The following is a 17,724-nucleotide window of genomic DNA, read 5'->3' as shown; positions in this document are numbered from 1 at the left end:
CACCAACCACGAAAGGGCCGACCCCACCACGGGGTCGGCCCTTTCGCCGTCTCGCTCGGGCGCGGTCAGCCGCCGGAGTCGTCCAGCTCGGCGCCGTCGGGCACGTTGTCGTCGTCCCGGCTGGCCAGCCAGCCGTCGGGCAGGAAGACCTTGCCCGGGGAGTTGGTCCGGCCGCGCGGCTGGCCCAGGGTGGCCACCGGGAACGGCTCGGCCGGGTCGAGCTTGCCGAGCAGGTCGTCGAGCTGCGCCAGGCTGTCGATCATGGCCAGCGAGCGGCGCAGCTCGCTGCCGACCGGGAAGCCCTTGAGGTACCAGGCGACGTGCTTGCGGAAGTCGGTGCAGCCGTCCCGCTCGCCCCGGGCCGGGTTGCGAGCGCCCGCGATGAACTGGTCGACCAGCAGCTCGGCGTGCCGGCGCATGGTCACCGCCACCTCGCCGAGGCTGGGCAGCCGCCGCTCCGGCCGGCCGTTGAACGCGGCCTCCAGGTCGGCGAAGAGCCACGGGCGGCCCAGGCAGCCCCGCCCGATCACCACGCCGTCCACCCCGGTGTGCGCGACCATCCGCTGCGCGTCGTCGGCCTCCCAGATGTCGCCGTTGCCGAGCACCGGGACGTCGAGGGCCTGCTTGAGGGTGGCGATCGCGTCCCAGTCGGCGGTGCCCGAGTAGCGCTGCGCGGCCGTACGCCCGTGCAGGGCCACCGCCGCGACGCCGGCGTCCTGCGCGGCGAGCCCCGCCTCGACGTACGTCAGATGGTCGTCGTCGATGCCCTTGCGCATCTTGACGGTGACCGGCACCCCGGCGGGCGACGCGGCGTCCACCGCGGCCCTGACCAGCCGGGCGAAGAGCCGGCGCCGCCACGGCAGCGCCGAGCCGCCGCCGCGCCGGGTGACCTTGGGCACCGGGCAGCCGAAGTTGAGGTCGATGTGGTCCGCCAGGTCGCGCTCCACCACGATCCGCACCGCGGCGGCGGTGATCTCCGGGTCGGTGCCGTAGAGCTGGAGGCTGCGCGGCTGCTCGTCGGCGCCGAAGGCGATCATGCGCAGCGTCTTCGGGTTCCGCTCGACCAGCGCCCGCGTGGTGATCATCTCGCAGACGTAGATGCCGCCGCCCTGCTCCCGGCAGAGCCGCCGGAAGCCGACGTTGGTGATGCCGGCCATCGGCGCCAGCACCACCGGCGGCCACACCTGGTGCCGCCCGAGGGTCAACGGGCGCAGCGCGGGCAGGGTCGGGGCGGTCACCGGACAAGTGTACGGGGCCCTGACCGGCACTCCTCCCGCGCCGGTCAGGGCCCCGTCAGCGACTCAGCAGCCGGGCAGGCGCTCGATCAGGTACCGCTCGACCTGGTCCAGCGAGATGCGCTCCTGGCCCATGGTGTCCCGGTTCCGCACGGTCACCGCGTTGTCGTCGAGGGTGTCGAAGTCGACCGTCACACAGAACGGCGTGCCGATCTCGTCCTGCCGGCGGTAGCGGCGGCCGATGGCCTGCGAGTCGTCGAACTCCACCACCCAGCGCTTGCGCAGGTCCGCCGCGAGCCCCTTCGCCTTGGGCGAGAGCGCCTCGTTGCGGGACAGCGGCAGCACCGCCACCTTCACCGGGGCCAGCCGCGGGTCGAAGCGCATCACGGTGCGCTTGTCCACGCCGCCCTTGGTGTTCGGGGCCTCGTCCTCGTCGTACGCCTCGAGCAGGAAGGCGAGCACCGCGCGGGTCAGGCCCGCGGCCGGCTCGATCACGTACGGCATCCAGCGCTCGCCCTTGGTCTGGTCGAAGTACGACAGGTCGACGCCGGAGTGCTTGCTGTGCGTGGAGAGGTCGAAGTCCGTGCGGTTGGCGATGCCCTCCAGCTCGGCGAACTCGGTACCACCGAACTGGAACCGGTACTCGATGTCGACGGTGCGCTTCGAGTAGTGGGAGAGCTTCTCCTTGGGGTGCTCGTAGAGGCGCAGGTTGTCGGCGGAGAGGCCGAGGTCGAGGTACCAGTTCCAGCGCTCCTGGAGCCAGTACTCGTGCCACTGCTCGTCGGAGCCCGGCTCGACGAAGAACTCCATCTCCATCTGCTCGAACTCTCGGGTCCGGAAGATGAAGTTGCCCGGGGTGATCTCGTTGCGGAACGACTTGCCGGTCTGCGCGATGCCGAACGGCGGCTTCTTGCGGGCGACCGTCTCCACGTTCTTGTAGTTGACGAAGATGCCCTGGGCGGTCTCCGGGCGCAGGTAGTGCAGGCCCTCTTCGCTCTCCACCGGGCCGAGGTACGTCTTCATCAGGCCGTTGAACATCTTCGGCTCGGTGAAGGTGCCCTTGTTGCCGCAGTTCGGGCAGTTGATCTCGGACAGCGAGACCGGCGGGCGGCCGTGCTTGGCCTCGAACGCCTCCTCGAGGTGGTCGGCGCGGAACCGCTTGTGGCAGGACTGGCACTCGGTCAGCGGGTCGACGAACTCGGCGATGTGGCCGGAAGCCTCCCAGACCTGGCGGGCCAGGATGACGGCCGAGTCCAGGCCCACGACATCGTCGCGCTGCTGGACCATCGTCTTCCACCACTGCCGGCGGACGTTCTCCTTGAGCTCCACGCCGAGCGGACCGTAGTCCCACGCCGACCGGGTGCCCCCGTAGATCTCGCTGGAGGGGAAGACGAAGCCTCGGCGCTTGGCGAGGCTGACGACGGCGTCGATACGGTCGGCTGGCATGTTTCCTCCTACGCCGGCTGGCGGTCGGCGGGGGCGATGTGGATGGAACGGTCAGTTCGCGACAACGGTACGGCTACCGTTGTCCCGAGCCCAGCAGAATACCGGGGGCGGTTCAGCTCACCCCGCAGACCTCCATGCCACCGGTCTGCGGATCCGCCGCCAGGGTCACCTGCTGGGCCTCCCGCTTGCCCCCGCTGAGCGTCACGTCGACCGGCACGGTGCGGGTCTGGGCGTCGACCTTGCCCACCCGGTAGCCGGAGATCGACGGCTCGGCGGCGACCCGCTGCTCGAACTCCGGCCGGGACTCGCGCCGCTGGGCGTCGTCGCAGAGCCTGTCGTACGCCCGGGACCAGTCCTTCTCCACCAGGGCCTGGTAGTAGTCGTCGGTCACCGTCCGGCCCTGCTCCTCGATCGCCTGGACGTTGCTCACCGCCAGTCCGACGATGGCCGCGCCGCCACCGCCGCAACAGAGCAGCACGGCGAGCGCCCCGACGCCGAGGCCGAGCCAGAGCCGGGCGCGGCCGCCCTCGGTGGGCGGGGCGGCGAACGGCGGGGCCACCCCGGGGCCGGCGGGGACGTCCGGCTCGGACGGCGGCCCCGGGACCGGCGGCGCGCCACCGGAGCCGGGCAGCACGGGGTGAGGGGGCGGGGCTGCCGGTCCGGGAGCGGTCATACGCCAGAGGGTAGTGCCCGCGGGGTCAGCGGTAAGGACCTGCGGCCCGATCACTGGCGACGACGACGATCTCGCCGTCGGGCGCGGCGCTGGCGAGCGTCTCGTACGCCGATGGCTCGTCGACCGACTGGGCCAGCAGCGGCACCGCGGTGATCTTGACGTCGAAGCCGCCCAGCGCCCGCCGGTACGCCCCGACCGACTCCCACTCGGTGAGCAGGCACCAGTACGTCGGGTCGTCCAGCGCCCGCAGCAGTTCCCCGCGCAGGTAGCCGGGGCGGGCGGCGAGCGCCGCGAGGGCGGCGTGGGCCCGCTCGGTGAAGTCGGGCGCGACCTCGGCGTCCACCACGAACCGGTTGGTCACCAGCACCGGCGTCCTCCTCGTAGAGTCTGTGGGATGCAGCGTACGCAGAGCTCCCTGCTGGCCCGCCTGGCCCGGGTCAACCCGACGACGGTGTTCCTGGCCACGCTGGTCCTGGTGCTGGTGGCGCTCTTCGCGCCCGGCCCGGTGGGCGGCCTGCTGTTGCTGGCGCTGGCCGCGGGGCTGGTGTGGCTGATGGTGACCACCTGGCCGGTGCAGCGGCCGGCCACCCGGGTGCTCCGTCTGGTGATGCTGACCCTGCTGATCGCGGTGGCCCTGGCCAAGCTGTTCTGACATGCAATCATGCGTTTTTGACAATCAATTTCGTTATCGCGGACAGTTGAGGGCATGACCGCCCGCTCCGTCCCGCGCCTCCTGGCCGCCGTCACCGCCCTGCTCGCCCTGGGCGGCGTCGCCGCCTGCTCCGACGAAGGCGCGAGCGCCGACCCGGACCGGGTCGACGTGGTGGCCGCCTTCTACCCGCTGCAGTTCCTCGCCGAGCGGATCGGCGGCGACGCGGTCAGGGTCACCAACCTGGCCAAGCCCGGCGCCGAGCCGCACGACCTGGAGCTGCACCCGCGCCAGGTCGGGCAGGTCGTCGACGCGGAGCTGATCGTCTACCTCTCCGGCTTCCAGCCGGCCGTCGACGAGGCGGTCGAGCAGAACGGCGGCGACCGAGCGTTCGACGTGGCCGGCGTCCAGCCGCTGCTCGACGCGGCGGCCGGCGGGCACGAGCACGAGGGCGAGGCCGGCCACGACGAGGAGACCGGCGGCAAGGACCCGCACCTGTGGCTCGACCCCACCCGGCTGGCCACCGTCGGCGACCGGCTCGCCGAGCGGCTCGGCCGGGCCGACCCGGACCGGGCCGCCGACTTCACCGCCCGGGCCCAGGCCTTCCGCGCCGACCTGGCGAAGCTCGACACCGAGTACGCCGAGGGACTGAAGACCTGCCAGCGCCGGGAGATCGTGGTCAGCCACACCGCCTTCGGCTACCTCGCCGCGCGCTACCAGCTCGAGCAGGTCGGCATCACCGGCCTCACCCCGGACAGCGAGCCCTCCCCACAGCGCCTCGCCGAGGTGGCGAAGGAGGCCCGGGAGCACCGGGCCACCACGATCTTCTTCGAGACCCTGGTCAGCCCGAAGGTCGCCGAGACCGTGGCCCGCGAGGTCGGGGCGAGGACCGCCGTGCTCGACCCGCTCGAGGGCCCACCCGCCGACGGGGACTACCTGTCCGCGATGCGCGCCAACCTCCGGACCCTGCGAACCGCCTTGGACTGTTCATGAACGCAACCGTGATCCAGGTCGACCACGCCGCCGTTGGCTACGACGGCCGCCCCGTGCTGCGGGACGTCTCGCTGACCGTCACCGCCGGCGAGGTGGTCGCCGTGCTCGGCGCCAACGGCTCCGGCAAGTCCACCCTGATCCGCGCCGTGCTCGGGCTGGTCCCGCTCAGCGCCGGGTCGGTCACCCTGTTCGGCGCCCCGCAGCGCCGCTTCCGGCAGTGGCGCCGGATCGGGTACGTCCCGCAGCGCCTCGGCGCCGGCAGCGGCGTACCGGCCACGGTGGGCGAGGTGGTGGCCTCGGGGCGGCTGGCCCGTCGGGGCGTACTGCGACCGGCGGGACGCGCCGACCGCGAGGCGGTGGCCGCCGCGCTGCGCGCCGTCGGGCTCGCCGACCGGGTCGGTGACCCGGTCGCCACCCTCTCCGGCGGCCAGCAGCAGCGCACCCTGATCGCCCGGGCCCTGGCCGGCGAACCCGAGCTGCTGATCCTGGACGAGCCGACCGCCGGGGTCGACGCGGAGAGCCAGGAGGCGTTCGCCAGGGCGCTGCGCGGCTTCCTCGCCGGCGGCGGGACCGTGCTGCTGGTCGCCCACGAGCTGGGCCCGCTGCGACCGCTGATCAGCCGGGCGGTCGTCGTGCACGAGGGTGGCGTCTGCCACGACGGCGCCGTCCCGGAGCCGGCCGGGCACCACGCGGAACCCGACCACGACCACGTGCACCCGCACTGCGACGAGGAGCCCGCCGGGCTGTGGAGCATCTGACATGGACCTCTTCCAGTACGACTTCATGCTGCGCGCCCTGGTCGGCGCGCTGGTCATCGGGCTGGCCGCGCCGGCGCTCGGCATCTACCTGGTGCAGCGGCGGCTGGCGCTGATCGGCGACGGGATCGGGCACGTGGCGCTCACCGGCGTCGGCGCCGGGCTGCTGCTGAACCGCTCCCCGGTGCTGGTGGCGGTGATCGCGGCGACCCTCGGCGCGATCGTCATCGAGCTGGTCCGCTCCCGCGGCCGCACCTCCGGCGACCTGGCCCTGGCGCTGCTCTTCTACGGCGGCATCGCCGGCGGCGTGATGCTCGTCGGGCTCTCCGACGCCAGCAGCGCCTCGCTCAACTCATACCTGTTCGGGTCGCTGACCACCACGTCGCCGGCCGACCTGACCACGATCCTGGTGCTCGGCGTGGCCATCGGGGCGCTCATGCTGGCGCTGCGCCCGGCGCTCTTCGCGGTCTGCCACGACGAGGAGTACGCCCGGGTGTCCGGGCTGCCGGTCCGGGCGCTCAACCTGCTGCTGGCGGTGACCACCGCGGTGACCGTGACGATCGCCATGCGGGCGGTCGGCGTGCTGCTGATCAGCGCGCTGATGGTGGTGCCGGTGGCCACCGCCCAGCAGGTCACCCGGGGCTTCCGCAGCACCATGACGGCCGCCATGGCGCTGGGGCTGTTCGCCGCCGGGGCGGGCATCTGGGTGGCCGCCACCGCCGACACCGCGCCGGGCGCCTCCGTGGTGCTGCTGGCCATCGCCTCGTTCCTGGTGGTCGCGCTCGGCGCGGGGGGCTGGCGGGCGCTGCGCCGACGTAACAGCCCGGCGGCCGCGCCGGCCCCCGAGCCGCACGAGGTTGTGCTCCGGTGAGCCGCCCCCGACCGCTCCTGCTGGTATTGGTTACCGTTACGGGATGACGGGCGCGAACGGGTACGACGCCTTCGAGGGCGCGGGCGACCTGCTGCGTGCGCTGTCCGCGCCGATCCGGCTGGCGATCGTGACCGAGCTGGCGCAGGGTGAACGGTGCGTGCACGAGCTGGTGGAGAAGCTGGGGGCCCCGCAGCCGCTGGTCTCCCAGCACCTGCGGGTGCTCCGCGGCGCCGGCGTGGTCCGTGGCTCCCGGCGCGGCCGGGAGATCGCGTACGCCCTCGTGGACGAGCACGTCGCACACATCGCGGCGGACGCGGTCAGCCACGCCGGGGAGGGGCCGTGACCGAGGGGACGCTCAGGAACACGCGTCAGCGGACGGCCGTGAGCACGCTGCTGGCCGAGGTGGAGGGCTTCCACAGCGCGCAGGACCTGCACGCGATGCTGCGCCAGCGGGGCGAGCGGGTCGGCCTGACCACGGTCTACCGGACGTTGCAGGGGCTCGCCGACGCCGGCGAGATCGACGTGATGCGGCCGCCCGGCGGCGAGCACCTCTACCGGCGGTGCAGCGAGGGTCACCACCACCACCTGGTCTGCCGGGCCTGCGGGCGGACCGTGGAGGTGGCCGGGCCGGCGGTGGAGAGCTGGGCGGAGCGGGTGGCCGCGCAGCACGGGTACGCCCAGGTCAGCCACACCCTGGAGATCTTCGGCACCTGCCCGGCCTGCGCCGGCTGAAAATTCTCCCCCGTGCCCCGGCGGCCCGGCCGTGGCACGCTGTCCGGCGTGAAGATCTACGCCGACCGTTTTCCCACCGCCCTCCGCCAGCTCCTCACCGACCTCCTCGTCGTCGTCTGGGTCTATGCGGCGATCCGCTTCGCGCTCTGGCTGCACGACCTGGTGCAGAAGCTGGCCGTACCCGGGCAGAAGCTGGAGGGGGCCGGCGGCGGCCTCGCCGACAACCTGGCCGACGCCGGCGGCAAGGTCGGCCGGGTGCCGCTGGTCGGCGACGAGCTCACCGCCCCCTTCAACCGGGCCGCGGACGCCGCGCGAGCGGTCGCCGAGGCGGGCCGCGACCAGCAGGAACTGGTCGGCCAGCTGGCCCTCGCGCTCAGCATCGCGGTGCTGGTCTTCCCGCTCGGCCTGGTGCTCTTCGGCTGGCTGCCGCTGCGGGTGCGCTGGATGCGCCGGGCCGGCGCGGCGAAGGCCCTCGCGACCGCGCCCGCCGGCCGCGATCTGCTGGCGCTGCGGGCCCTCGCCGGTCAGCCGCTCGGCAGGCTGACCCGGCTCGCGCCCGACGTGGCCGAGGCGTGGCGCCGCGGCGACGACGCCACCGTCGACGCGCTGGCCGCGCTGGAGCTGCGCAGCCTGGGGCTGCGGTCGGGCCGCTAGTGTGTGGCGGTGCTGTACTTCCTGATCGTCGTCGCCGTGCTGCTGCTGGTGTACGCGGGCGTCCTGGTGAGCTTCGTCCGCAAGGGTCGCAAGATCCCGCCGCAGGCGTACCTGGTGCTGGCCCTGCTCAACGGACTCATCCTGGCCGCCGTCATCGCCTGGGCCATCGCCCGCTGACGCCGGCTGGCGGGATGCGGCGGGTCGCGGTGTCGGGTCGCCCAGACACCGCGACATGCCGCAATCCGTTACGAACGGGGTGGGATGCGGCGGCGGACGTCCGGCGCGGTGGACGGGCCGGGGGTCCAGCGGGCCACCCAGGGTGCGTCGGCCGGCGGCGTCGCCACGCCCTCCTCCAGGGCGGCGTACCGGCCGGCGAGGATCCGCTTCGCCGACGCCACGTCCAGCGAGTCGGTGTTGGACCAGAGCCCGGTGAACAACTCCTCGATCCGCAGCCGCGCCTGCCGGCAGAACAGGTCGGCCAGCTCGACGTTCTCCGGACGGGTGTCCCGCTCCGCGTACGCCCGGACGCAGACCGCGGACATCGCGAACAGCTCCGCGCCGATGTCCACCACCCGGCCGAGGAACGCCTGCTTGCGCTCCATCTTCCCCTGCCAGCGGGACATCGCGTAGAACGTCGACCGGGCCAGCTTGCGCGAGGTCCGCTCGACGTGCCGCAGGTGGCCGGCGAGCGGACCGAACTCGGCGTACGCGCCGGGGGCCTGGCCCTTGCCGACGGCGAGGGTGGGCAGCCACTTCGCGTAGAAGACGCCGGCCCGCGCGCCGGCCTTCGCCTTGCGGGCGAGACCGGCGTCCGGGTCGATGATGTCGCCGGCCACCGAGAGGTGCGCGTCCACCGCCTCCCGGGCGATCAGCAGGTGCATGATCTCGGTGGAACCCTCGAAGATCCGGTTGATCCGCAGGTCACGCAGGATCTGCTCGACCGCGGCGGGGCGCTCGCCCCGGGCGGCGAGGGAGTCGGCGGTCTCGTACCCGCGGCCGCCCCGGATCTGGATCAGCTCGTCGGCGATCTTCCAGGCCATCTCGCTGGCGTAGAGCTTGACCAGCGCCGCCTCGATCCGGATGTCGTTGCGTTCGTCGTCGGCCAGCAGGCAGCAGAGGTCGAGCATGCTCTCCATGCCGTACGTGGTGGCGGCGATGAAGGCCAGCTTCTTGGCGACCGCCTCGTGCTCGCCGACCGGCCGGCCCCACTGGACCCGGTCGGCGGCCCACTCCCGGGCCACGTTGAGCGACCACTTGCCCGCCCCGACGCACATCGCCGGCAACGAGAGGCGCCCGGTGTTCAGCGTGGTCAGGGCGATCTTCAACCCCTTGCCCTCGCCGCCGATCACGTTCTCCTTCGGCACGAAGACGTCGTGGAACCGGGTCAGGCTGTTCTCCAGGCCGCGCAGGCCGATGAAGGCGTTACGGCGTTCCACCGTGATGCCCTCGCTGTCGCCCTCGACCACGAAGGCGGTGATCCCGCCGCGCCGGCCCTCGGCCGCCGGCACCCGGGCCATCACCACCAGCAGGGTGGCGACCGTGCCGTTGGTGGCCCAGAGCTTCACCCCGTTGAGCCGGTACCCCTTGCCGTCCGGGGTCGGCTCGGCGGTGGTGGCCAGCCGGGCCGGGTCGGAGCCGACGTCCGGCTCGGTGAGCAGGAACGCGGAGACCTCACCACCCGCGAGCCGCGGCAGGAACCGTTGCTTCTGCTCCGGGGTGCCGAACATCTTCAGCGGCTGCGGCACGCCGATCGACTGGTGCGCCGAGAGCAGCGCGCCGATGGCGGGGCTGATCGACCCGGCCCGCATCAGCGCCCGGCAGTAGTGCAGGTTGCTCAGCCCGAGCCCGCCGTACTTCCGGTCGATCTTCATGCCGAAGGCGCCGAGCCGGGCCATGCCGTGGAAGACCTCGTCCGGGATGGACGCATCCCGCTCGATCGCCCCGCCGTCCACCTCGGCGTCCAGGTACGCCCCGAACGCGCCGAGGAACTCCTCGGCCCGCGCGACGTCATCCGGGTCCGACCGGGGCCACGGGTTGATCAGGTCGAGCCGGAACCGGCCCAGGAAGAGCTCCTTGCCGAAACTGGGCCGGTCCCAGGCCGACTCCCGGGCCGCCTCGGCGACCTGCCGGGCCTCCTTCTCGGAGACCTGCCCCGCCTCGGCCGGCAGCGGGGCCGCGCCACCCGCCTCGTCGATCGCGGCGGCGGTTTCGGCCGCCTCGCCCGCCGACGCCGCGGGACCGGTGTCGGGGTCGTCGATCGGCGCCACCCGTCCAGTGGGGCCGCCCGTGCCCTGCGTTCCGTCCGGTCGGTTGTTCTGTGTCGTGGTCACGGCTGCCCCCTCGAACCTCGGTCCGGCTGCGTCAACGTGCTCGACGAGAACGACGCTACCCCCGGGTGTTACCCAGGGGTAGCGTTCTTGGCAAGTCCGATTTGGCGGGACGCCAGCGGGGCTCAGTCGCCAACGAGCACCTGCGGGTCGTCGTCATCGTCGTCGATCTCATCGTCCCCCCAGCCGCGCCGGGCGAACGGCAGGATCACCCAGAAGCCCAGGAACCAGAGCGCGGTGACCCCGCTGAGCACGAAGGCGACCGGCCGGCTGAGCACGAAGTCGGTGATCAGCAGCACCGCGCTGACCATCGAGATCAGCATGAAGGCCAGGCCGCCGCTGGCCATCCGGTGGGCGAACCGCACCAGCTCCGGCTTGCGGCCCTGCCGGAACAGCGCCCGGTGGAACGCGACCGGCGAGATGATCATCGCGGTGGCCGCCGCGGCGGCCAGCAACGCGACGATGTAGACGTCCCGCTGGAACTCGGTGATCCGGGTGAAACCGTTGCTGAACGGCAGGGTGAGCAGGAAGGCGAAGAGGATCTGCACCCCCGTCTGCGCCACCCGCAGCTCCTGCAGCAGGTCGGCGAAATTGCGCTGCCAGCGCTGCTTCTCGGTTTCCCTGGACACGCGCTACCTCCGCAGCAGACGGTACTGCCGGCGGGGGGAGCACCCGCCGGCAGCAGAGCCTTTGCCCCGTCGGGCGTGTCGCGAAACCGCCTCGTGATCACCGGGCTGATGCGCGTCGGCCGGGCCGGCGGGGCGAACCGGTCACGCCCCCCGGCGGATCCGGCCGGCGTACCGGGCCTCCAGTTCGGCGTTGTGCTCGTCGCCGCCGGTGATGTTGGCCGACAGGTAGACCGGGGGCCGCTCCCCCGCCGCCAGCAGCCGGGCCACCACCTCCGCCACCAGCTGCTGGGCCAGCAGCGCGGCCGTGATCGAGGAGACCGCGCCGACCGCGCCGCCGTCGGGCAGCGGCAGGGTGGCGTCGCCGTACGGGGCGCCGTTGTCGAGCACCACGTCGGCGAAGTCGGCGAGCTTGCGGCCCGACGGGTGGCGGGACGTCATCCGCCCGGAGTGCTCGGCCGAGGTGATCGCGACGAGGACGTGCCCCCGATCCTTGACCAGGGACGCGAACTCGACCATGGCCCCGTTGACGCCCGAGTTGGAGGCGAGCACGAAGACGTCCTGCGGGCGTACCGGGGCCAGCTCGTAGAGCCGGTGCGCCACCGCCGGGTCGCGTTCCAGCTTCGGGCCGAGGACGTCGGCCGGCTCACCGCCGTAGAGCACCAGGTCGCGCAGCGCGATCCGGTTGGTGGGCACCAGCCCGCCGGCCCGCCCGGCGATCTCCATGGCGAGCGCCTCGGAGTGGCCGGTGCCGAACGCGTGCACCACCCCGTCGGCGCGCAACGCCTCGGCGATCAGGTCGGCGGCCCGACCCACCCCCTCACGCTGACCGGCGGCCACCCGAGCCATCGTCTCGGTCACCACCGCCAGGTACGCCTCCGCGCTCACCGTCATGCTTCCTCCGTCCGTCGGTTCCGGGCCAGCCACTCCACCGCGAAGTCGACCGCCGCCCGCTGCCTCATCAACCGGCCCGTCCCGTCGCCGACCACGCCCACCCGGACCGCGCCGGTGGCCTCGAAGTCGTCGCCGAGCCGGGCGAAGTCGCCCTCGTCCAGCAGGATGTCGTCCCACCACACCCACTCCCGGCCGCCGTCGCCAGTGCGCACGGCGGCGCCGCAGCGCTGCCGGGGCGGCGCCGGCTGCCGGTACTCGGCCAGGTGCAGCGAGGTGTTCGAGCCGTGGTCGACGCCGAGCAGCAGCACGTCGGCGTCGAGGTCGTGGAGCCGGGCCAGCGGGGAGCCCTCGCCCAGCATGTCGGCCAGGGCGTGGTCGGCCACGATCCGCCCGGCGGCCGGGCCGAGCGCGGCGAAGGAAACCTGCGGGTGGTCGCCGCGCACCGCGCCGGGCCAGGTACGCACCTGCTCCGCGAGCGTGCCCATGAACCGGCTCGGCGTCAGCGCCGGGTCGAAGCCGGGCAGCTCCGCCCGGATCACCGGCCACCAGTCCGCCGGCACGGGCGGGTTGTTCCAGCCCGCCGGGTCGCTGTTCTCCGGCGTGTGGGTGGGCACGACGAGGGTCCCGTCCGGCCCCAGCACGTCGCGCAGGGCCGGCACCACGGCCTGCGGGCCGCCGCAGACGAAACCGAGCGGGCGCAGCGCCGCGTGCACCAGGAGGACACCGCCGGGGCGTACGCCGAGGTCGCGGAACTGCGCGGCGAGCGACGCGCGGGTGTGCGGACGGGCCGGCGCGGGCGTCGCGATCACGTGGCGGCCCGGGCGAGGATCGCCTCGGCCAGCGGGCCGGGCGCCTCGTCGGGGATCCAGTGGGTGACGCCGGAGAGTGTGACGAAGCGGAAGTCGCCGGTGACGTGGGTCGCGCAGTCCTCGGCGGCGGTCCGGCCGATCGCGATGTCCCGGTCACTCCAGACGAAGGTGGTCGGCACGCTCACCGGGCCGACGGCCTTCATGTCGGTCCCCGACATCGCCCGGTACCAGTTCAGCGCGGCGGTCAGCGCGCCCGGCTCGCGCATCGGGTCGGCGTAGCGGGCGACCCGCGCCGCGTCGCCCACCCCGCCGAGCAACTTGCGCAGCGCGGCGGCGTTGAGGGCGAGCAGCACCTTCGCGGCCATGCCCGGCTTGCGGAACAGCGCGATGTAGGACGACCGGGCCTTCTGCCGCGGGTCGGTGGCGAGCGCGTGCCCCATCGCGGCCGGGTGCGGCACCGAGACCGCGGTCAGGGTGCGCACCCGTTCCGGGTGGGCCGCGGCAAGGCCCCACGCCACGATCGACCCCCAGTCGTGCCCAACCACGTGCGCGGACTCCACCCCGAGCCCCTCGAGCACGCCGGCCGCGTCGGCCACCAGCTCCGGGATCCGGTACGCCTCGACCGCCGCCGGCCGCGCGCCCGGCGCGTAGCCTCGCTGGTCCAGCGCGTACGTCCGCAGCCCGGCGGCGTGCAGCGCGGGCACCACGTCGTCCCACTCGCCGCCGTGCTGCGGGAAGCCGTGCAGCAGCAGGACGGGCACGCCGTCCTCGGGACCGCCGGTGCGTACCTCGAACGTCAGACCTCGCGCCTCGACCCGCATGATCGTCACCCTACCCAGCGGGCGGGCCCACGACCGCCCTGCTGGGTCGGGGGCCCAAGTGGTGCTAGCGTCTGCCGAGACAACTTCACATCCGACAGGGGAGCGCACAGCGCTGAGAGTGCGGGCACCGCCCGCAGACCCTCGAACCTGATCTGGGTAATGCCAGCGCAGGGAGTTCGGTCGACCTCCAGCCGCGCCGCCGTCCGGTGACACCGGGCGCGGCGTGCGTCTTCTCCTGGTTCGTTTCACTGGACTGGGAGCAACCATGGACAACACCGCCAACCGGTGGCGCACCATCGACATCGTCATCGCCTCGGTGCTCGGGGTGGCTTTCGGCGTCATCTTCTGGGCCTGGGGCCTGCTGTGGAACGGGCCGGCGGACGCCATCCCGCTGCCCGGCCGGGCCGTCCTGTACGGCGTCTGGCTGGTGCCGGCCGTGCTGGGCGCGCTGATCATCCGCAAGCCGGGCGCCGCGTTCTACACGCTCACCTTCGCCGCCCTGGTCTCCGTGGCGCTCGGCAGCAGCTGGGGCTGGACGCTGGTCGTGCAGGGCCCACTGGAGGCGGCGGCGGCGGAACTCGCCTTCGCGGTCTTCGGGTACCGCAACTACCGGCTGCCGGTGGCGCTGCTGGCGGCCACGCTCGCCGGGCTCGCCGCCTCGATCTACGACGTCTTCATCTGGTACCCGGGCACCGCGTGGGGCAGCTTCCGCCTCCCGTACATCCTGATCACGGCGGTCAGCTCCCTGGTCGTGGCCGGCCTCGGCAGCGTCGCCCTCACCCGCGCCCTGGCCGGCACCGGCGTCCTCGACCGCTTCCCCGCCGGCCGCGAACGCGCCGCCGTCTGACCGCCACCCCGCACCCGGACCTGCGTTGATCATGAAGTTGTTGTCCTCCGGCGCGGCGTGTCGCGACAACAACTTCATGGTCAACGGACGGGAGGAGGTGGGACGGTGAGCGGGGTGGAGCTGCGCGGGTTCGGGTGGCGACATGCCGGGCGGAAGCGCTGGGCGGTGCGGGGCGTGGACCTGCGCGTCGAGGCCGGCGAGCGGGTGCTGCTGCTCGGGCCGTCCGGGGCCGGGAAGAGCACCCTGCTGGCCGCGCTGGCCGGGCTGCTGCCGGAGGACTCCGGTGAGCAGGAGGGCACCGTCGAGGTCGACGGGCTCGACCCGCGCAAGGCCCGGGAACGGGTCGGCATCGTCTTCCAGGACCCGGAGACCCAGCTGGTGATGGCCCGCTGCGGCGACGACGTCGCGTTCGGGCTGGAGAACCGGGGCGTACCCGCCGACGAGATCTGGCCCCGGGTGGACGAGGCGCTGCGCCGGGTCGGCTTCCCGTACCACCGGGACCGGCCCACCGCCGCGCTCTCCGGCGGCGAGCAGCAGCGGCTCGCCCTGGCCGGGGCGCTGGCCCTGCGGCCGACGCTGCTGCTGCTCGACGAGCCGACCGCTAACCTCGACCCGGCCGGCGCGACCCTGGTCCGGCGGGCCGTCGCGGACGCCCTCGACGCCGACACCACCCTGATCCTGGTCGAGCACCGGGTCGCCGAGGCGCTGCCGCTGGTCGACCGGGTGGTCGTCCTCGAACCCGGCGGCGGGGTCCGGGCCGACGGACCGCCGGCCGCGGTCTTCGCCGCGCACGGCGACGCGCTCGCCGCCGACGGGGTCTGGGTGCCGGGCCGGGTCGTGCCGCCCCGGCACGCGACCGCGCCGGCCGGGGAGCCGCTGATCACCGCCGACCGGCTCGGCCTGCCGCCCCGGCTGGCCCCCACCGAGCTGTCCGTACGCGCCGGCGAGGCGCTCGCCGTGCTCGGTCCCAACGGCGCCGGGAAGTCCACCCTGGCCCTGCTCCTCGGCGGCCTGCTCCGCCCCGGCACCGGTACGGCCACCGCCACCGCCGCGCTGGCCGGCCGGGACGCAGGTACTCCCCCGCACCGCTGGCGCGCGCCCGCCCTGGCCGGGCGGATCGGCTCGGTCTTTCAGGACCCGGAGCACCAGTTCGTCACCGGTACCGTCTTCGACGAGCTGGCGCTCGGTCCGCGCCGGACCGGCCGGTCGGAGGCGACGGTGAAGACCACCGTGGACGCGCTGCTGGAACGGCTCCGGCTGGCGAAGCTGGCCGGCGCGAACCCGTACACCCTCTCCGGCGGCGAGGCGCGGCGGCTGAGCGTGGCGACCGCCCTGGCCACCGCGCCCCGCCTGCTGATCTGCGACGAACCCACCTTCGGCCAGGACCGGCGGACCTGGCGGGAACTGGTCGACCTCTTCGCCGAGCTGCGCGACGCCGGGCACGGCGTCGTCACCGTCACCCACGACCCGGACTTCGTCGCGGCCCTCGCCGACCGGACCGTCACCCTGGAGCACCGGTGATCACCATCGAGCCGGTCGCCGCGCCTGGCGCGCCGCTGGCCCGGCGGAACCCGGTGGCGAAGCTGGCCGCCGCGCTGGTCTTCTCGTTCGCCCTGATCGCCACCCTCGACCCGGTGGCCCCGGCGCTGGCCATCGTCGTCGAGCTGGCCGTGCTGCCGCTCTTCGGCATCCGCTACCGGGTGCTGGCCCGCCGGGCCTGGCCGCTGCTGGCCAGTGCCGCCGGGATCCTGCTCACCCTGGTGCTCTTCGCCGCCGACCGGTCCGGCCGGGTGCTGGTCGACGCCGGCCCGATCCTGGTCACCTCCGGGGTGCTGGTCACCGCGCTCGGCCTGGTGCTCCGGCTGCTCGCCGTGGCGCTGCCCGGGGTGATCGTCTTCGCCACCACCGACCCGACCGACCTGGCCGACGCGCTGATCCAGAACGCGAAGGCGCCGGCCCGGTTCGCCATCGGCGCGCTGGCCGCGTTCCGGCTGGTGCCGCTGCTCGGCCAGGAGTGGCAGATGATCAGCATGGCCCGCCGGGCCCGGGGCGTGGACGCCGGCCGCAACCCGCTGGCCAAGCTGCGGCTCTTCGTCTCGACCGCGTTCGCGCTGCTGGTCGGGGCGATCCGGCGCGGCACCCGGCTGGCGGTGGCGATGGACGCCCGCGGCTTCGACGCCGGCATCCCGCGTACGGTCGCCCGGCGGCAGCGCTTCACCACCGCCGACGGGCTGCTGGTGGTCGGGGCGGCGGTGCTGGCCGGCGCGGCGCTGGCGGTCAGCATCGTCCTCGGCACCTTCCGCCCGCTGCTCGGCTGATCCGGTCCGGTCCAGGTCGCTCATCTGCTCGTCCCCGTCGGCTTCCGCGCGGGCTGGTCACCGCCTGCCGCGGTCGTCCGGCCTTCGGCGCCGGCGGGCGACGGTGGTAGCGGCAAGACCTCGGGCGGCGGCAGCCCATGCCGGGACCGGCCCAGTCCCAGCCCGGCTGGACAACGGCAGGGCGGGACGGTCGCCCAGCGGGTCAGCTGCGGCGGAAGGCGTACCGGCGGGTCTGGCCGGCGCGCTGGCTGCGCCCGGCGAACCGGGCGTCCCGACCGGGCGGCGGGCCGGCCTTCGGCGGTGGCGGGGTCTCCGCCTGCGTCGACGCCGGCAGGGTGACCGGCGCGTCCGGCGTCACCGCAGGGATGTCGACGTCGGGCAGGGCCACGTCCATCAGGGCTGGCCCGGCGGACGGCTTGCGGGACTTCTTCGGATTGCGTTTGGCGGGCATACGCTGCCTCCTGACTGCGGGCGCCGGTGGCGCGGCGAGCGGGAACGGGCTGCCCCGGTGGGCCCGACCACGGAAGGCGCCGCGACGACGGCGGGTGGAATGCGGACGCCCCGGAGCAGCGGCCCGCGGCGACGGCGGCGGGCCAGCTTGCGAAAGATGGCGTCAGTTACGCATACCGGCAGGCTAACCGACGGTCCGGGCGACCCGCAGCCGAATTACTGGCACGATCGGCGGCATGCTGATCGCGTTCTCGATCACCCCGCTCGGCGTGGGTGAGTCCGTCGGTGATCTGGTCGCCGACGCCGTCCGGGTGGTCCGGGAGTCCGGGCTGCCGAATCGGACCGACGCCATGTTCACCACGGTGGAGGGTGAGTGGGACGACGTGATGGCGGTGGTGAAGCGGGCGGTCGACACGGTCGCCGCCCAGGCGCCCCGGGTCAGCCTGGTGCTCAAGGCGGACATCCGGCCCGGGGTCACCGACGCGATGCACGCGAAGGTCGCCCACGTCGAGGCCCGCCTCGCCGAGGGCTGAGGACCGACCGCCACCGCCCGCTCACCGGCCGTCGATGAGCCGGCCCGGGCCGCCGCCGACCGCGATACGGTCGCAGAACGGGCAGTCCGAC

22 protein-coding genes and 1 riboswitch are annotated in these 17,724 nt (G+C 73.9%); of the genes, 12 read left to right on the top strand and 10 right to left on the bottom strand.

From position 1 onward, the window contains the following. Positions 1–65: 65 nt before the first annotated feature. The 4 genes from dusB to GA0070613_RS16155 form a co-directional block, all read right to left on the bottom strand. Positions 66–1,238, bottom strand: coding sequence for a tRNA dihydrouridine synthase DusB (gene dusB / locus GA0070613_RS16170; protein ID WP_089013064.1), 1,173 nt, complete (start codon positions 1,236–1,238; stop codon positions 66–68). Positions 1,239–1,301: 63 nt separating this feature from the next. Further along, positions 1,302–2,681, bottom strand: coding sequence for a glycine--tRNA ligase (locus GA0070613_RS16165; protein WP_089013063.1), 1,380 nt, complete (start codon positions 2,679–2,681; stop codon positions 1,302–1,304). 112 nt (positions 2,682–2,793) lie between these two features. Then, positions 2,794–3,354 (bottom strand): Rv0361 family membrane protein, encoded by a 561-nt coding sequence (locus GA0070613_RS16160; protein ID WP_231929235.1) that lies wholly within the window; start codon positions 3,352–3,354, stop codon positions 2,794–2,796. Between the two features lie 25 nt (positions 3,355–3,379). Then, a complete protein-coding gene (locus GA0070613_RS16155) occupies positions 3,380–3,721 on the bottom strand; it encodes an antibiotic biosynthesis monooxygenase family protein (protein ID WP_089013062.1) in 342 nt (113 codons plus the stop codon). A 27-nt stretch (positions 3,722–3,748) separates the two neighbouring features. Here GA0070613_RS16155 and GA0070613_RS16150 point away from each other — a divergent pair, with 27 nt between their 5' ends. The 8 genes from GA0070613_RS16150 to GA0070613_RS32770 are packed head-to-tail and all read left to right on the top strand — an operon-like array spanning position 3,749 to position 8,185. Further along, positions 3,749–4,006: a DUF6703 family protein gene (locus GA0070613_RS16150; protein ID WP_089013061.1), complete on the top strand. Its 258-nt coding sequence runs from the start codon at positions 3,749–3,751 to the stop codon at positions 4,004–4,006. Between the two features lie 54 nt (positions 4,007–4,060). Continuing rightward, positions 4,061–4,996 carry a metal ABC transporter substrate-binding protein gene (locus GA0070613_RS16145; protein WP_089013060.1) on the top strand — a complete coding sequence of 312 codons (936 nt, stop codon included), beginning with the start codon at positions 4,061–4,063 and terminating at the stop codon, positions 4,994–4,996. After that, positions 4,993–5,754 carry a metal ABC transporter ATP-binding protein gene (locus tag GA0070613_RS16140; RefSeq protein ID WP_089013059.1) on the top strand — a complete coding sequence of 254 codons (762 nt, stop codon included), beginning with the start codon at positions 4,993–4,995 and terminating at the stop codon, positions 5,752–5,754. Before GA0070613_RS16145 ends, GA0070613_RS16140 begins: the two co-directional genes overlap by 4 nt. Position 5,755: 1 nt before the next feature. Next, entirely contained in the window at positions 5,756–6,622 is an 867-nt protein-coding gene (locus GA0070613_RS16135; protein ID WP_089013058.1) for a metal ABC transporter permease, read from the top strand. Between the two features lie 43 nt (positions 6,623–6,665). After that, positions 6,666–6,965: an ArsR/SmtB family transcription factor gene (locus tag GA0070613_RS16130; RefSeq protein WP_089013057.1), complete on the top strand. Its 300-nt coding sequence runs from the start codon at positions 6,666–6,668 to the stop codon at positions 6,963–6,965. Next, entirely contained in the window at positions 6,962–7,354 is a 393-nt protein-coding gene (locus tag GA0070613_RS16125) for a Fur family transcriptional regulator (protein WP_089013056.1), read from the top strand. Before GA0070613_RS16130 ends, GA0070613_RS16125 begins: the two co-directional genes overlap by 4 nt. A 48-nt stretch (positions 7,355–7,402) precedes the next feature. Continuing rightward, positions 7,403–8,008, top strand: coding sequence for a hypothetical protein (locus GA0070613_RS16120; RefSeq protein WP_089015981.1), 606 nt, complete (start codon positions 7,403–7,405; stop codon positions 8,006–8,008). 9 nt (positions 8,009–8,017) lie between these two features. Continuing rightward, positions 8,018–8,185 carry a hypothetical protein gene (locus tag GA0070613_RS32770; protein WP_172875831.1) on the top strand — a complete coding sequence of 56 codons (168 nt, stop codon included), beginning with the start codon at positions 8,018–8,020 and terminating at the stop codon, positions 8,183–8,185. 68 nt (positions 8,186–8,253) lie between these two features. Here GA0070613_RS32770 and GA0070613_RS16115 read toward each other — a convergent pair whose 3' ends face one another. From GA0070613_RS16115 to GA0070613_RS16095, 5 genes are all read right to left on the bottom strand, one after another. Continuing rightward, entirely contained in the window at positions 8,254–10,203 is a 1,950-nt protein-coding gene (locus GA0070613_RS16115; protein ID WP_089015980.1) for an acyl-CoA dehydrogenase family protein, read from the bottom strand. Positions 10,204–10,460: 257 nt separating this feature from the next. Further along, entirely contained in the window at positions 10,461–10,964 is a 504-nt protein-coding gene (locus GA0070613_RS16110; RefSeq protein ID WP_089013055.1) for a DUF6328 family protein, read from the bottom strand. Positions 10,965–11,105: 141 nt separating this feature from the next. Then, positions 11,106–11,855, bottom strand: coding sequence for a sugar isomerase domain-containing protein (locus GA0070613_RS16105; protein WP_089013054.1), 750 nt, complete (start codon positions 11,853–11,855; stop codon positions 11,106–11,108). After that, on the bottom strand, positions 11,852–12,664 hold the full coding sequence (locus GA0070613_RS16100) for an aminoglycoside N(3)-acetyltransferase (RefSeq protein WP_089013053.1): 813 nt from the start codon (positions 12,662–12,664) through the stop codon (positions 11,852–11,854). Before GA0070613_RS16100 ends, GA0070613_RS16105 begins: the two co-directional genes overlap by 4 nt. Continuing rightward, on the bottom strand, positions 12,661–13,485 hold the full coding sequence (locus GA0070613_RS16095; RefSeq protein WP_089013052.1) for an alpha/beta fold hydrolase: 825 nt from the start codon (positions 13,483–13,485) through the stop codon (positions 12,661–12,663). Before GA0070613_RS16095 ends, GA0070613_RS16100 begins: the two co-directional genes overlap by 4 nt. Before the next feature lie 86 nt (positions 13,486–13,571). After that, positions 13,572–13,677: riboswitch (TPP riboswitch) on the top strand. A 73-nt stretch (positions 13,678–13,750) separates the two neighbouring features. Here GA0070613_RS16095 and GA0070613_RS16090 point away from each other — a divergent pair. The 3 genes from GA0070613_RS16090 to GA0070613_RS16080 all read left to right on the top strand — a co-directional run bounded on the left by GA0070613_RS16090 (position 13,751) and on the right by GA0070613_RS16080 (position 16,650). After that, a complete protein-coding gene (locus tag GA0070613_RS16090; RefSeq protein ID WP_089013051.1) occupies positions 13,751–14,332 on the top strand; it encodes an ECF transporter S component in 582 nt (193 codons plus the stop codon). 105 nt (positions 14,333–14,437) lie between these two features. Next, positions 14,438–15,853, top strand: a complete 1,416-nt coding sequence (locus tag GA0070613_RS16085) for an ABC transporter ATP-binding protein (protein WP_089013050.1) — start codon at positions 14,438–14,440, stop codon at positions 15,851–15,853. After that, entirely contained in the window at positions 15,850–16,650 is an 801-nt protein-coding gene (locus GA0070613_RS16080; protein ID WP_089013049.1) for an energy-coupling factor transporter transmembrane component T family protein, read from the top strand. Before GA0070613_RS16085 ends, GA0070613_RS16080 begins: the two co-directional genes overlap by 4 nt. Positions 16,651–16,852: 202 nt before the next feature. Here the strand turns inward: GA0070613_RS16080 and GA0070613_RS16075 are convergent, their stop codons facing one another. After that, a complete protein-coding gene (locus GA0070613_RS16075) occupies positions 16,853–17,101 on the bottom strand; it encodes a hypothetical protein (RefSeq protein ID WP_089013048.1) in 249 nt (82 codons plus the stop codon). Between the two features lie 235 nt (positions 17,102–17,336). On the opposite strand from GA0070613_RS16075, the gene GA0070613_RS16070 reads away from it, so the two are divergent. Next, on the top strand, positions 17,337–17,633 hold the full coding sequence (locus GA0070613_RS16070; protein ID WP_089013047.1) for an MTH1187 family thiamine-binding protein: 297 nt from the start codon (positions 17,337–17,339) through the stop codon (positions 17,631–17,633). The last annotated feature ends 91 nt before the right edge of the window (positions 17,634–17,724 follow it).

This window comes from Micromonospora inositola, assembly GCF_900090285.1.
GTDB classification, from domain to species: domain Bacteria; phylum Actinomycetota; class Actinomycetes; order Mycobacteriales; family Micromonosporaceae; genus Micromonospora; species Micromonospora inositola.
This window is presented reverse-complemented; position numbering and strand designations above follow the sequence as displayed.